This is a genomic window from Burkholderia cepacia ATCC 25416 (genome assembly GCF_001411495.1).
Classification (GTDB): Bacteria; Pseudomonadota; Gammaproteobacteria; order Burkholderiales; family Burkholderiaceae; genus Burkholderia; species Burkholderia cepacia.
The window spans coordinates 3293595-3307902 of record NZ_CP012982.1; the positions used below are offsets into that span (position 1 = coordinate 3293595).

At 61.8% G+C, this 14308-nt stretch carries 11 protein-coding genes; 1 reads left to right on the top strand and 10 read right to left on the bottom strand.

Features of this window, described 5'->3' with window-relative positions:
• Nucleotides 1–25: 25 nt before the first annotated feature.
• The gene (locus APZ15_RS31895) at nucleotides 26–1825 is read right to left on the bottom strand and encodes a methyl-accepting chemotaxis protein (RefSeq protein ID WP_027791571.1); all 1800 of its coding nucleotides are present in this window, start codon (nucleotides 1823–1825) and stop codon (nucleotides 26–28) included.
• A 355-nt stretch (nucleotides 1826–2180) separates the two neighbouring features.
• Nucleotides 2181–2435: a DUF3562 domain-containing protein gene (locus APZ15_RS31900; protein WP_027791570.1), complete on the bottom strand. Its 255-nt coding sequence runs from the start codon at nucleotides 2433–2435 to the stop codon at nucleotides 2181–2183.
• 555 nt (nucleotides 2436–2990) lie between these two features.
• Here APZ15_RS31900 and APZ15_RS31905 point away from each other — a divergent pair.
• Nucleotides 2991–3425 carry a hypothetical protein gene (locus APZ15_RS31905; protein ID WP_027791569.1) on the top strand — a complete coding sequence of 145 codons (435 nt, stop codon included), beginning with the start codon at nucleotides 2991–2993 and terminating at the stop codon, nucleotides 3423–3425.
• A gap of 553 nt (nucleotides 3426–3978) precedes the next feature.
• Here the strand turns inward: APZ15_RS31905 and APZ15_RS31910 are convergent.
• The 8 genes from APZ15_RS31910 to APZ15_RS31940 form a co-directional block, all read right to left on the bottom strand.
• On the bottom strand, nucleotides 3979–4914 hold the full coding sequence (locus APZ15_RS31910) for a universal stress protein (RefSeq protein ID WP_027791568.1): 936 nt from the start codon (nucleotides 4912–4914) through the stop codon (nucleotides 3979–3981).
• A gap of 209 nt (nucleotides 4915–5123) precedes the next feature.
• Nucleotides 5124–6506, bottom strand: coding sequence for an amino acid permease (locus APZ15_RS31915; RefSeq protein ID WP_027791567.1), 1383 nt, complete (start codon nucleotides 6504–6506; stop codon nucleotides 5124–5126).
• Nucleotides 6507–6986: 480 nt separating this feature from the next.
• Nucleotides 6987–7658 carry a GNAT family N-acetyltransferase gene (locus APZ15_RS40180; protein ID WP_080981940.1) on the bottom strand — a complete coding sequence of 224 codons (672 nt, stop codon included), beginning with the start codon at nucleotides 7656–7658 and terminating at the stop codon, nucleotides 6987–6989.
• Between the two features lie 81 nt (nucleotides 7659–7739).
• Entirely contained in the window at nucleotides 7740–8027 is a 288-nt protein-coding gene (locus APZ15_RS31920) for a PAAR domain-containing protein (RefSeq protein ID WP_027791566.1), read from the bottom strand.
• Nucleotides 8028–8183: 156 nt separating this feature from the next.
• On the bottom strand, nucleotides 8184–8753 hold the full coding sequence (locus APZ15_RS41385; protein WP_138143380.1) for a hypothetical protein: 570 nt from the start codon (nucleotides 8751–8753) through the stop codon (nucleotides 8184–8186).
• A gap of 27 nt (nucleotides 8754–8780) precedes the next feature.
• A complete protein-coding gene (locus APZ15_RS40185; RefSeq protein ID WP_080981941.1) occupies nucleotides 8781–10124 on the bottom strand; it encodes a type VI immunity family protein in 1344 nt (447 codons plus the stop codon).
• A gap of 38 nt (nucleotides 10125–10162) precedes the next feature.
• The gene (locus APZ15_RS31935; protein WP_027791563.1) at nucleotides 10163–11425 is read right to left on the bottom strand and encodes a VRR-NUC domain-containing protein; all 1263 of its coding nucleotides are present in this window, start codon (nucleotides 11423–11425) and stop codon (nucleotides 10163–10165) included.
• Nucleotides 11426–11450: 25 nt separating this feature from the next.
• Nucleotides 11451–14303 (bottom strand): type VI secretion system Vgr family protein, encoded by a 2853-nt coding sequence (locus APZ15_RS31940; RefSeq protein WP_027791562.1) that lies wholly within the window; start codon nucleotides 14301–14303, stop codon nucleotides 11451–11453.
• Nucleotides 14304–14308 lie beyond the last annotated feature (5 nt).

Consider the following 14308-nt stretch of genomic DNA (forward strand, 5'->3'; position numbering starts at 1 on the left):
GCGGTTGCGCGGTGCGCAACATGAGTTACGCGACCTTGAACCGCCCGACCGTGGTCGCGAGCGCGTTCGCCTGCGACTGCAGTGCGGTCGCGGCGGCGGTCGACTGTTCGACGAGCGCCGCGTTCTGCTGCACCATTTCGTCGAGCTGCGTCACGGCGCGATTCACTTCCTGGATGCCGCGCGTCTGCTCGTTCGCCGCGTGCGTGATCTCGGAGATGATCGTCGTCACGTTCGACACGTTGGAGACGATCTCGCGCATCGTATCGCCGGCCTGACGCACCTGCCCGGACCCGGCCGACACGCTCGCGACCGTCGATTCGACCAGTACCTTCACTTCGCGCGCGGCCTGCGCGCTGCGCTGCGCGAGGCTGCGCACTTCCTGGGCGACCACCGCGAAGCCGCGGCCCTGCTCGCCCGCGCGCGCCGCTTCGACGGCCGCGTTCAGCGCGAGGATGTTGGTCTGGAACGCGATCCCGTCGATCACGCCGATGATGTCGCCGATCCGGCCCGACGCTTCCTCGATCTTCTCCATCGTCGCGACGACGTCCGACACGACCACACCGCCGTGCGACGCGATCCGCGACGCGGCTGCCGCGCGTTCGTCGGCCTGGCCGGCCGCCGCCGCCGACTGGCCGACGGTCGCGGTGATCTCTTCCATCGATGCGGCCGTTTCCTCGAGGCTCGCCGCCGCCGATTCCGTGCGCGACGACAGGTCCTGGTTGCCCGCCGCGATCTCGTTCGCGGCCGTGCGCACCGATTCGCTCGCATCGCGGATCTCGCGCATCACGTCGTTCAGCTTGTCGACGAAGCTGTTGAACGAGCGTGCGATGTCGGCCACTTCGTCACGGCCGTCGGCCGGCAGGCGCTGCGTCAGGTCGCCGGCACCCGAGCCGATCGCGGCCATGGCCTGGCGCACTTGCGACAGGCGGCGGAACGCGGTCGCGGTGATCGCGCCGATGATCAGCGACGCGACGCCGACGATCACGAGCAGCGTGATCAGCGAAGCGGTCAGCAGCGAGCGCATCCCGGCCGTCGCCTCGTACTTGTCGAGCAGCACCAGCGCGTACCAGTCGGTGCCCGGCACGGGGCGCGCGCGCACCAGCTTCGCGTCGCCGCCGACGCTCACCTCGACCGGCGCGGTCGCGGCCGCGATCGTCGCGCCGTTCGTCGCGCCGAGTTCGGGCGACACGTCGGCGACCGGCTTCAGCGTGAGCTTCGGGTCCGGGTGCGCGACCACATGGCCGCTGCTGTCGATCAACATCCCGAAGCTCGCGGGCGTCGGGTGGATCGACTTCACGTTCGCGATCACGGTGTCCATCGCGACGTCGGCGGCGACGACGCCCTTCAGCGTACCGTCACGCAGGATCGGCACCGCGAACGTGACGACGAGGTTGCCCGTGCCGGCATCGACGTAAGGCGGCGTGACGACCGGCTTGCCGGCCTGCGCGGCCTGCTTGTACCACGGGCGGCCGGTCGGATCGTAGTCGGGCGGGATGCCGGTCGGGTCGGAGAAGTGGAACGCCTTGTCTGCGTAGCCCGCGTAGACGTTCGTGAAGCCGCCGGCCGTGGCCATCTGCTTGAACACCGGCAGCGGATCGGGCGTCAGCGCGGCATCCTGCAGCGACGCGATCATCCGGCTCCGGGTGGCGACCCAGTCGGCGATCCCGACCACGTGTCCGCTCGCGACGGAGGTCAGGTTGCGGTCGATCGCGTCGTCGTTGTACGAGCGCGCGATGAAGTAGTTGATGAGCGTGGTGGCGACGAGCGCGAATACGACGATGGCGACGCACGCGGCGAGAATGCGGGCGCGGATGGAGGAGAACATGGCAACGACTCGGTAAGGGAGCGCGAACGCCCGGTGGACGAATTCACCGGGTAAACGGCAATCGCGCCGCTTACTTGAGGCCACTGTGACAATTCAGTGAAACGTCTGACAAAACGCAATGCCGATCGTCAGCGGATCGTCGGCGAATCGTCAGAATCACCGGGCCGCCCTGCGACGCGCGCGCACGCCGCCGGGACGCGACGACGGTACCTGCGCGCTTGGGCAGGATGAGTCGAAAAGGAGGTCGAGACAGGCCGGTTCTCGGTCGACGGGGGCATGCGTGTCGATTGGAACCCGACCGCAGCGCGGCGACGGATCGCGCCGCGCCCGCGTCATCAGTTGCGGCGCGCGCCCGTCACAGGCGATGGCCCGGACGCGGATCGGCTTCCGCGGGCGACCCCTCGGCCCGCGTGTCGTTGTCGAGCTCGTCCTGCCGGCGCATCCGTTCGCGCAGGTGCCGGATCGCGAACACGTGGATGTAATCGTGCACCCGCGCGTCGGACGACAATACGCGTACTTCGTCGTCGAGCATCGCACGCAACTGATCCGCACCGATCGCGCGCTGCCTGGCGGCTTCCTTGAGTGAATCGAGCAAACTGTCCTTGGACATCGACAGACTCCTGACGGTCGAGGAACGAAAAGAAGAAGGTACTGGAAGCTTAAAGACTGAACGGCCGCGCGGCGTGCGATGCGCCGGCGCGTGTTTGCGCGCGATCAACGGCACGTTGCGTGCCGCCGTGCCGATCCGTCCCCGAACCGGCCGCGCAAGATTCGCGGCGCAAACGGCCCGCGAACGAGACTGGAAACCTGCCACGCCACCCCGGGGCGCGGCACCGGCTGGCGGGCGAACGATGGGACGCTGCTCGACGCCGATGCACTCGCGAACTTAGACCGGCCGAAATCATGCATCAAGCGCGCTCCGCCACGCGCCGGCCATTCGTCGGAACGAACGGGCCGGATCGTCGCCCGGACGGCCGATCGGGCGCCCCTGCGTGTCAGCGGATTCCGATACGCACCGCGCAATCCCTGACAGCGAGTTCAGCGCACGCTGCTTGGCAGGGTACCGGCGCCCCACGATACTGGTGACATGGACGAAACGTTCATACAGGTCATCGCTCAGCCGGCCGTCGAGCCGGCATGCGGGGCCTGGCGCAGGAGACCAACCATGGCACATCGCAACTTACCGGGCCGGGACGGCCAACGGCGCGCGTCGGGCAACGCACGCGCCCTGCCCGCCCAGGCCGTGCCGGCCGGCAACCGTCCGTCGGACGATATCGACACCTTGCTTGCACTTGCTCGCGAAGCCGGGTTGCTCGTCACGCTCGACGGGCAGATCGGCCGCGAGAAGTACCAGAGCGTCGCGGGCTCGGTTCTCGCGCTGCAACGGTTCGCCGCGGCACTGTGCGCACGGGCCGCACCCGACGCGCCGGCCGCGGTCGAGGCACGCCGCAAGGCGCGCCCCGGCTGGCCGCATGCAAACCGCCTGCGCAACCGTACATGCGGCCTATGCGCGCCGCTGCACGTCGCGCGCCAGCGCCCGCGGGTACGCCGCGGCGCAGGCCGGCGACACGACTTGCGGTCGATGCTTCGCACCGGCTGAGCGGGCAAGCGGCCGGCACGGCACGGGGCCGTGCAATGGCTGCTCAGCGCGCAACGTCGGCAGCGCCTGCCGCACGCCGTGCCTGTAGGACGACGGCGCGGCAACGGTGAGCCTGCCGCGACCTTCACCGCTTCGCATCGGCGCAACCGCGCGCCATCACGCATCACCACGCGCCGTTCCACGCGGTCGCAATGACAACGATTTTCCTGCGGGGAATGCACTTCAGACGGGGCCAACGACAACACCCATGCGGAAAGCGGACGGGGTGACTTGCACCCCGCCCGTCCTCCAAGGCAGCCGACGGCTGCCTACCCTCGTGCCAGAGAGTTCTCGGCCGGATGACGCGCCGTGCATCGCACGTCGCGGCTCCGGAAAATGATGTGATGCCGGTGAATGCACCGTCGATCACGGCCTTCGACGCTCGCGCGGCTGCGCGGTGCATGCACGACAGACCGGCCGCGCGGCCGGTTGTTCCGTCAATGTCTCACGCGATACTTGCGCCATTTCTGATGCAGATCAAACCAGGCCGGTTTCGATCTCGACACCGCGCGATTTACTCGGTACCGCGCACGAGCAGCACGGGCACCTGGGCGAGATGCGCCACGCGACGCGCGACGCTGCCGATCAGCCAGGCGGCGATGCCGCGCCGGCCGTGCGTGCCGACCACCAGCAGTTCGGCACGCCAGTGCACGGCGTCGCGCATCAGTGCATGGGCGACGTCGTCGCTGGTCGGGCGGGTTTCGACGATACCGCGCTTGGTCGGGTTCCCGGTCGCATGGAACAGCGGGCCGATCTTCGCGAGTGCATCCTCGCCCTCCGCGCGATAGGCATCCTCGAGCGCGCGCACCGGCACGATATCCGTCAGACGAACCGCGCGATCGATCACGTATGCCGCGTACAGCAACGTTGTCGGCGTCGCGAAGCCGAGCCCGACGCGCACCGCGTGCAGCGACGGCTCGCTGCCGTCGACCGCGAACATCAGCCGCTGCAGGCCGCCATTCGACGGCAGCGCATAGGCGGCCGGCACGATCAGCAGCGCGCAGCGCGCGCGTGTCGTCAGCGTGTCCGACATCGCGCCTTCGACGAGCCGCAGCAGCCCGTGATGCGGATTCGCGCCGACTATCAGCACGTCCGCACGCCATTCCGACGTATCGTTCACCAGTGCATCGGCCACCGAGCCGCCCGTCACCGACGTATCGACGATGGCCTGCTCGACCTCGATCCCGCTATCGGCGAACAGCGCGGCGATCCGCTCGTTGGTGGCTTGCGCTTCGCGCATCATGTCCTCGCGCGCGGACGTCAGCAGCGCGTCGATGCGCGGGATATCGGGCAATACGAGACGGGGGTTGTCGATTGCGCAGACGATGCGCAATCGCATGCCGGGACGCAGCAGCGTGCGTGCGTAGCGTGCGGCGGACAGCGATTCGGGCGTCGGATCGACGGCCAGCGCGATCCGCGCAAGCGTCGGGATAGGCTGGGCAGGCTGCATGACGAAGGCCTCCGTGCGTGCGCGTCGTCGCGGAACGACGACGGGAGCTTCGCGCGGAAGCGGCGCGCGGCGGCCGGACGGCCGCCGCGGTCGCGGGGATCGGCGGGGTGTTACGCGAAGCGCGGACAATCGATGCGTTCAGCATAGGACGTCCGGCCCGCGCGTGCATGATCGCGATCAAGGGTCGCGCGGGCCCCTGCCCGCGCCGCTTACGACTTCGTCGGCACCGATGCCGCCGGGCGGTTCGCGTAGAACAGCGCATACGCGATGCCGAGCAGCACGATCCAGACCGGCCCGATCACGAGCGCGACGCGCGTGTCGGGCGTGAACGCCATCAGCACGACGACCAGCACGAGAAAACCGAGGGCGACGAACGAACCGAGCGGATAGAACGGCACGCGGATCGGCAGGCGCGCGATCTTGTCGGCCGACAGCGTGCGGCGAAAGCGCATCTGCGCGATCAGGATCACGCACCACGTCCAGATCGCGCCGAACGTCGACACCGACGTGAGCCACGTGAACACGTGCTGCGGCGCGAGATAGTTGAGCAGCACGCCGATCAGCAGCAGCGCGACCGAGACGATCACGCCGTACACCGGCACGCCGTTGCGGTTGACCTTGCCGAGCTTGCTCGGCGCCTGGCCCTGCTGCGCGAGGTTGTAGAGCATCCGCGCGGTGCTGAACAGGCCGCTGTTGCACGACGACAGCGCCGCGGTCAGCACGACGAAGTTGATGATGCCCGCGGCAGCCGGGATGCCGAGCCGCGAGAACGTCATCACGAACGGGCTGCCCTGCGTGCCGATCTGATCCCACGGATAGAGCGACATGATCACGAACAGCGCGCCGATGTAGAAAATCAGCACGCGCCAGAACACCGAATTCACGGCCTTCGTCAGCGACTTCTCCGGGTTGCGCGCCTCGCCTGCCGTGAGACCGAGCATCTCGACGCCGAGATACGCGAACATCACGATCGGCAGCGCGGCGATCACGCCGTTGATGCCGTTCGGCATGAAACCGCCGCGCGCCCACAGGTTCGACAGGCCGATCGCGACACCGCCGTTGCCGATGCCGAACGCGATCATCAACCCGCCGCCGATGATCATCAGCACGATCGTGACGATCTTGATCAGCGCGAACCAGAACTCGAATTCACCGTACAGCTTGACCGCGATGAAGTTCACCGAGCCCATCGCCATCAGCGCCGCGAGCGCCCAGATCCAGTTCGGCACGGAGGGGAACCACATGTGCATGTAGACGCCGACCGCGGTGATTTCCGCCATGCAGGTGACGATCCACACGAACCAGTAGGTCCAGCCGGTCAGGTAGCCGGCCAGCGGCCCGAGGTAGTCGCGCGCATAGCGGCTGAATGCGCCGGCGACGGGATTGGCGATCGCCATCTCGCCGAGTGCGCGCATGATCAGGAAAATCGCGATGCCGCCCAGCAGGTAGGTCAGCAGGATGGCCGGACCGGCGACGCGGATCGCGCTGGCCGAGCCGAGGAACAGGCCGACGCCGATCGTCGCGCCGAGCGCCATCAGGTTGATGTGCCGCTCTTCCAGCCCGCGGTGCAACTGGTCTTCTGGTTGTTTCAAGTCCGTCTCCTGGCAGCCGTGAACGGGCCGCCGTCATTGTCAATGTCAATGCGCGACCGTTCATGCCGAACCCGGCATGCCGAAAACGAAATAATCTCCGCCGTCATTTTCCGAATAAGAAATGACACGAATACTGCGTCAATCCGATGGGAATTGCCGCGAATTATCCGCATTTTCCGGAACAATCCGGAAAACGGATCGGGCCTTTCACGGAATACGCCCGTGCGGCCCGTGTGACGCAGCTGAGCGCGTAACGGACGGCACCGGGATCAATCGCTTTCGGCGCGAACGAACACGCGTCGAATGTGCGCGATCATGCGCACGCAATATGCAGGCGGGATTATATGGAGGATCAGCGTTTTCGCGCCAGCCGATTTTCGTGGAAATCGTAGCGGGCTCCGACTCGCGTGATCGCGACGGCTCATGTCCGTCTGGATCAGTTCGTGGCAAACGCAGGCTCTTAAGGAACCGTTGCGGACTTCACTCATATGACGTTGCCAGACCACCGCACACCGCATCCTTCTGCAGGAGATACTGATCTAGTCCGGGAAAACCAATCCGCTGCCGAACGGAGAATCCGTGTCGTAAATAGAGCGGAAGATTTCGTACCTCGCCAGTCTCAAGGAATACATTCTTGTCTGGCTCGATATCGTGGAGATATGCCAGCGTAGCCCGTAGGAGCGATGCGCCAATTCCGTGACCCTGCATCAACGGAGAAACGCCGATGAATTCAATCCGACTGCAGTCGTGACACGTGAGTTTTGACTCTACGACCCTCCGGAGCAAGTCAATTCTGTGCAAAGATCGCTTGCCACAACCAGATGCGATCTGATGCCCTAGTTCTGCAAGACTGGATGTATTTTCCGTAGTTGAACCCGGCGTAAAATAGCTGACGGCTACCAGTGCATCCCGCACCCATACACCGAGAATAGGAAGGGAAGCGTCGTGATGATATTGCAGGTAGCTTCTGAGGTAATTCGCCCGGCGGGCATCAAATCCCGGGGTTTGAGCAGACAGGCACCATGCAAGCGTTGGATCACGCAAGAACGCTGCGTCAATCAACTCGATTGATGACTCAAGAAACTGACGGGATAGCGGCACTATTTTCGATTCGGTGCGATACATGATCCAGTCGGCGAACGTTTCTTGCATCGGGAATACGACGACACGTGAGTTGACGTTAGCACGGAATTGAACGTCACAACATCGACCGTCAACTGCGTCCGATGTACCTCACACGTCCACCGACATGACGTGCTGCGACGGGATGAGTAACGGCGGCGCCGGACACTTGCAAACGCACAGATCATCACTCAGCGCTACGCGGCGACCATCTGGCCCGGTCATCGGAACTCGCGGGCCGATGCATTTGATCTTGCCGATCGTCTTGCATGCCGGGCAGAACACATCGTCATCCTCATGCGCGATGTGCCTGCCGTCGAGCGCGAACGGCGTAGCCTTGGCTTGGACCGTCCCGGCCACGGTAGTGTGATCGCCGTCGAAAATCATGTATCTCGTCATGATCGTTAGCCGTGTTGTATTTCTCGTCAGGTGTCGTACCCAACTGGCTCTGTTCAAGGACAGGCGGAGCTCATGCCTCTCTCGAACTGGCACTGACTTCCTGCTTACCGCGAGGACGGGCCAATAACCAACCTCCAGACCGAAACTCTACTCACGTCAATACCTCTTCAAAGCCTCTTCGAGTCCTTGACGGTATTTCGCAGGCGCTCCATCATTACCGGTCAATAGCTCTTCAAGTATCACGCGTGCGTCAATTGTCTCAGCATTTACGTGCCCTTCCACCAACCGATCAAACTTCCCATGAGCAGTAAATTTCCGAAAATAGCTAGATTTAATCCCGAAAGCAAAATCTGCAAGGAGCATCGGAATCCCCCAGGCTAACGTCAGCAAAGACGTTTGAGGTGTAATCGCATGCTTGAAAATGTTCCCCCGGTCAACACACGAGTCTAGGTTTCCAAGCGCCTCGATGAGCCAGTGTCGCTGCGGCCTTACACTCGCAACCATAATGCGATCAACTATAAAATCTTGAAATCGCAAGTCTTTTTTTATTATTTCAGGGCAAATTTTCTCACTTGCCCGATGAATTGCTCGAACGCTGGACAAGTTCTGTCCCGCAGCCTCGATAAAGCCATTGTCCTGAAGCGCGACACACACTGTACTCAAGACAAACGAATCGCAAACACCTGAAATATTTTTCCTGACGATCGCTTCAATTTCACCAGTCATTCTTCCCCCAACGTCGAATACGCAACGCTACCCGTTCTGTTTCTCACTTGGCGACCAGTGCCAGTTTGTCCTACCCCAAGAACTGCCTTCGATCACCGGCATGGTTTCGCCCGCTTCGAAATAGCGACGGCTTCCGGCCTTAGCTGGTGTATGCCACCACCCCGCTTCCGGGCATGCACTGCCGCCCCGCACACTTTGGCGGGCCGGTTCGCGATTCACGGGCGGCGGAACGATAGTCGGCGGCTCAGGGATCGGCGGCGCATCGGGCAAATCGAAGCGTGCTACCCACTTGCGCGCGTTCTTCACATCCGCGCTCGGAAGGTCGGGAATGTAGGTATGCAGTGCGTCGGGTTTCGGATCGCGCAGGATGCGCAGGACACTGTTCACGAACACGTACGGCTCGGGCAAACCCTCTTCAGGAGCACCAAGGCGCGGGAAGCCGCCCGCACGGATCATCAAGCATGCATTGGCGCGCTCGATGTGAATATCGGGGCGATCCAGTTTTTCTCGAATCACCGCTTCGCCGCCCAAGCGCTCGATGAACAATTCGCCCAGGATCGTGTACCAACTCACTCCTTTGATGAAACCCCATCGAGCAACCTTAGCGCCAGGACGCAGGTAATCATACTGAGCCGTCATTTCTTCGAGAGAATCGCCCTCATACGAGTTTGCCTCGTAATCTGATTTCTGCAGGTGAGCAGTGCTATCAATATCCAATCCACTGAAACGTTCCGCAAGCGCCCATTCCTGCGGCATGTACCGATTATAATTAAATGCAAGTATCGGCGCTAATCCACCGTAACCAGCACGCACAACGAGTTTTCCGCAGATATATCTCAAAAAATCCTCGTACTGCGCAATTCCTTCACTGGTCGCCATCAAGTTCATTGGCACATTGAACTTCAGATACGACAATCCAGATTCCCTCCCTTTCGCCACGCGCAGCAACCCGTTGGGATGAACATAGTCCTGTGCCAGTGCCGACCCCGTGAGCGTCTTGATGCTATATTCAGCCGCAGTGTCTTGATCCGTCGCACTAGACAAAACAACACTCACTTTCAAATGCGGCGGCGAATCGATGATCGCACGGCGAATTTTTTCGATACCCTTGTCGTTCCGCTTCGTAAACTTACCGAGGTCAGTGTCCTTGCCTCCCTTCAGATGCTCACCGAACATTTCGGCGAAGCGGTCGAAGCAGTCGAGGATCGCCTGTCGCACCTCAGGCTGCGAACCACGCTCGAAGAACACCGTACCGATGACACCCGGCAACACACCCATCGAGTTGTCGGCAAGGCGCACGCTCAAATCTTCTTGATAGCGGGAAAGCGCCTGCAACGGCGTCAAGACAGGTTTCGGATCACTCAAAGTCATAATCGGGTCGTCTATTGATCAGTCGGGCATAAATTCAGTCAGTTCGCAGCCAGCGCTGCTACTGCACTCCCACCGCCAAGCACTACGCCAAGCGCCGCAGCCAGGCCCGCGGCAGCTTCCGCGCCAGCCGCGATAATCGCACACAGAGCAGCAAATATCGCAATCAACTCAGGCAACAACAGGATCACGATCGCAACGCCGACCACAATGGCTACCGCTATCGCGGCCCCCTTCAGCATCGTCACGCCGACCTGCGCCCAATCGATATGCGTGAGCACATCCCACGTCATATCGGTCATTTGCACAATTGCCTCCCATCCGGCCTTGAGTTGCGCAGCCGTGTAGCGGAATATTTCGTGCCCTTTCTCGTCAACCCATACCCAAGCGCTATGTGCCTTGTCAGCGACCCACTGACCCGCCGTAAACATCCACGCCGCATGCTGATGCAGGAACGCACTGGTTTCAGCAGACACGTATGAATATCCACGATGAACAGCATCCCAGACAGGGGCGACCGCATGTTCGACCTCTTCGCCGAACTCGTGCGCCTTTTGCCACCAGTCCTCATACCAGACATGGTGCGGGACAGCGGGAACACTGCGGATGGGTACAGTCTGCCGCTCCTTCTCATCGTTGGTCTTCGGTGCGGGAACGGGCGCGGGCTTGGGGATCTTTTGTAGTTCACCGTTGCAATCGGTCACGTCGATCACGGTCATGCGATTCTTGTAGTCACCAGCGATCAGCTTATAGGCTTCTTGCTGAGCCTCACCCAAAGAGTCCCCCGGAAACTTTACTTCGACAAGCCGCAACAAATTCGGAACATGGCGGCCGCCCTCGCGATCAATCGTCCCACGCCCCGGCCAAAGAATCGCTTCCTTATCAACAATGATTACATCAGGACGTCGTAGCAGGCCGACAGTTGCCCCCGGTGGAAATGGATTCAAACTGCGGCGACGTTCCGCCCCGTAGGGGTTCTCGTTACTTAGGAACGGAATAGGAATACCACCGATCATTGCATCTGCCGGTGTCATATCGAAGCTGACTTCGGCCTTGTACTTAAATATCCACTTCCACTTGAACTCTTCCTCGATGATCATCGGCACACTCATCGCGGACTGCATGAGCAACCGGTGAACGATCGATCCATCGCGCAACTTGACGGGAACGTATTCCGCCGTTTTCAGTGCTTTCTCGACCTTTTCCTGCAAATATCCCTTGGTTCCCGGCGGCAAATATGCGTACTCAGGTACGCGCTCTTTGATCGTCTCGCACGCGCCTGCCGGTTGAAGTGATCCGCCCATTTTGTTCTCCAAGTATCGTCGGCACTCACGTGCGCTCGTCAGGGTCAACCTTCAGGTAATCGGCCCAAATATCAGGCTCTCCACCACCTGCATACTTCCACGGCTCGACATCCTGCTTTTCTTGCTCGAACGCCTTGAGGCTCACACTCTGTGCACTCGGCGTAAAAACCGGCACTGTCTCGCCTAGATCGTTCGTATGGCCGAGCACGGTTCGTCCCGATGGCAGTTTCATTTCGTAGGCGTGTCGAATCATCGGCGTGCCGTCGTTCTCGCTTTTGAGGACGTATTGCGCCTGATACGACGGTTTGAACTGCGGCATCGCGTATGACTGGCTGGCCGGCCCCGCGAAGCTGAATGACGCGCCCTTGAAGTCAACATTGCCCGGTGCGTGTATCGAGACGTTGCCGCCTTTGATGCGGATCGTCGCACCGCCGCAGTACAGGACTAGCTCCTGATCGGCTGCGATTTCCATCCGGCCGGCCACCGACAACAGTTTCACAAGCTGCTGCGCGATCATTTCAAGATCGCCGTCCTGCGCCTGTATTTCGACCTTGCCCTTGCCAGCTACGGCTTTGATGCCTTGATTACGCGCAAACAGGCTCAGGTGATCAATCGCGGCCGCGTGCATCGATCCGCCCGCCGCGAAATATGAATCCTGGCCGCTGATCCAGTTCGCCTGTTGGTCGGCGCTCGCGTGAAGCGACTGATGCGTAGACAGACCGATACCGGCCGGACTGCCGAGCAGCAACAGCGGTGCAGCGAACGCGTTGGCGTTACCTGTGCCACCGCCCGCTGTACGTCCGCCAGTTGCTTCGCCGGATGCCGACTGCTTCGTTGCGTCGGTGAACGTCGTCAGCGCATCGACACCGAGTTTCAGGCTCTCGGCCTGATGCTGTTCACTTGCGTCCGAAATACTGCCGAGCAGGTCTTTTGAGCGTGTAAGCTGTTCACGCGCTTCGTCAACATCGAGTTGATCACTGTCACGCGACACGGGATGGGCGCTGATCGACACGCCCCGGCTGCCGCGCACAGATGCGTAATGGTCGGCGTGCAACAGCAATCCCGAACCGAGATATCGCCCGCGCGTGTTTCCGCTCTGCTGAATCAAATATCCCTGCGCGATCGATGCGTAGCTGCTGCCCGTGTAACTAACGAGCCGCGTACCGCCTTGGTTCGTGGCGTCGTCGTGGACGAACGCGTTAAACGCGCCCGTGCCACCGAACCCTTGCGACTGAAATCCCGACAGCAGCACATTCGAATGCCACGGAGAAGGTGTCGCGCCGCCGTTGACGCGCCCCAAAATGAACGGTTTGTCGCAATCGTTTGCCCAATAGGCGACCAAAACCCATTCACCGGCCCGTGGCACGTGCACCGAGCCGTAGCCGTTGCCCGTATCGGTCTGCATGGTCGATAGTAGCGGCGACGATGCGAACGTGCCGTCCGGGTTCTTGCGGTCCCATGCGAAATGCACACGTACCTGGTTCCGCTCGTTCGTCCACGCTTCCGATCCTTGCTGCGTCACGACGATCGCATGCTCGATGGTCATGTTCGGCTTGGAATGCGCGAGCGGGCTGCGATATTCGACGCTCGCCTCTTGCGCCTCAACCTCGATGACGAAAAATCCCGCTGTTCCGTCTTGCGGGTGCTCCGGCGTCTTGAATCGCGCCCCGTGTGCTGCCTGCTGCTCGGCCAGCGTCGCGCGCAGACTGCGCGGATATTCCGTTGCCTGTTGACCAATCGACACGTTGTTTTCGATGAACCACCGCGCCTCAATGACGAGGAATTCCCGCTTCTTGGGATCGCTATCGGGATGACGCGGATGATTGTCCAACGTGAATCGCGATCCGGCATCGAGCCATCGCAGACCACCAACACCGAAATAGCGACGCGCACGCGAATCCCACTCTTCAACACGACGCCGCGCACGCCCCTCGCCGCTGTTCGAATCGGGGTAGCCGTACGCCGTCGGCTGATAGATCGTCATCGGTGCAACGGGGATGCTGCGTGATTCCGACTGCCGCCCGCCGTCCATTTCGTAGGTCGTGGATTGCAGGGCGCTTTCCGTCTGGAAATGGGATGTCGGGTGCTTATAGTCGAACGCACGCGACATATAACGCAGGCTCTGCATGGTCTGCATGACCGCCCACTGCGTGAACCCGTCCGCCTCGTGATCAGTATTGCCGCGATAATATTCGGCCAGTTTCGCTTCCGGCAGCGACGATACGCGGTCCACGATAACGAGCGTCGTTTTCGGCGGCTCACCCTCTTTCGTCGGTTCGTGGACCCAACGGAAATACATGCCTTCATCTTCGAGAAGGCGGTACACGAAATGAAGATCGGATTCGCTCTGCCGGCACCATGAGCGCACCGCAGGTTCGCGCGTCAGATCGAACCGGAACCGCCCCTGCAGCTGCGGATAGCGGTTGAACACGTCGGAAATGATTTCGCGCGCGTCCTTTTCGAGCCACCCTTCATCGTTGCGGGTCTTGCTCAGAAAAATCAGCGCGGATGAAAATTCAAGTTGGTACGTTGATACGCTACCGTCACCACCCAAATATCCAACCTGATGCACGAAACCGTGCACGGGTCGATAAACCGAATCTGCGTATAGCGCCGTACGCTGTTGAATCCACAGGGTGACGGGCTGATGCATCAGCGACAGCAGCGCCGTATCGTCGCGCAGCGACGCGACATCTACAGTCCAGTGATAGTCACCGCCAATCCCGGACGATCCGCGCGCCCGCAACGGGGTCAACGCGTTCTTGCCGAGTGGTGTATCCAGCATCAACAGCCGGTCGCGCTGCAACAAACCGCGATGAACGGCCTCGTACAGGTCGCGATTCTTCAGGTCCCCGATTACGGGTGGTCTGAGTGCCATTCTTG